Source organism: Pseudomonas kairouanensis (assembly GCF_004682055.1).
In the GTDB taxonomy this organism is placed as follows: domain Bacteria; phylum Pseudomonadota; class Gammaproteobacteria; order Pseudomonadales; family Pseudomonadaceae; genus Aquipseudomonas; species Aquipseudomonas kairouanensis.
Map to the genome: position 1 here is coordinate 1 of NZ_QUZU01000106.1, position 651 is coordinate 651.

1 protein-coding gene is annotated in these 651 nt (G+C 57.8%); it reads left to right on the top strand.

Annotated features, from left to right (window positions below):
• The coding region (locus tag DYL59_RS31495) for an Ig-like domain-containing protein (RefSeq protein ID WP_167496746.1) at positions 1-651 on the top strand (651 nt) is incomplete at both ends.

Consider the following 651-nt stretch of genomic DNA (forward strand, 5'->3'; position numbering starts at 1 on the left):
TGTTCTGGTCGCTGACAACGGCAGCGCTGAAGAAGATCACGTTGCCAGCGGCAACGTGCTGACCAACGACAGCGACGTCGACAGCGCCCTGACCGTTGCGAAGTTCACCGTTAACGGCACTGACTACAAGGCCGGCGAAACCGCCGTTATCCTGGGTGTTGGTAGCATCACCATCGGTGCCGATGGCGCGTACGCCTTCACCCCAGTCAAAGACTTCAACGGTGACGTACCGCAAATTGGCTACACCACCAACACCGGCTCCAGCAGCACACTGGACGTGAACATCTCGCCAGTTGATGACGCAAGCGTGCTGGTCGCTGACAGCGGCAGCGCCCAGGAAGATCACGTCGCCACTGGCAACGTGCTGACCAACGATGTGGATGTCGACAACGTACTGACCGTCGCCAGCTTCAAAGTCGGCACCATCAGCTACAACGCTGGCGAATTAGCCAGCATCGCTAACGTCGGTACCATTACCATCGCAGCCAACGGTGCCTACACCTTTACTCCGGTGAAAGACTTCAACGGTGACGTACCGCAAATCGGCTACACCACCAATACTGGGTCGAGCAGCACGCTGGACGTGAACATCTCGCCTGTTGATGACGCAAGCGTCCTGGTCGCTGACAACGGCAGCGCTGAAGAAGATAA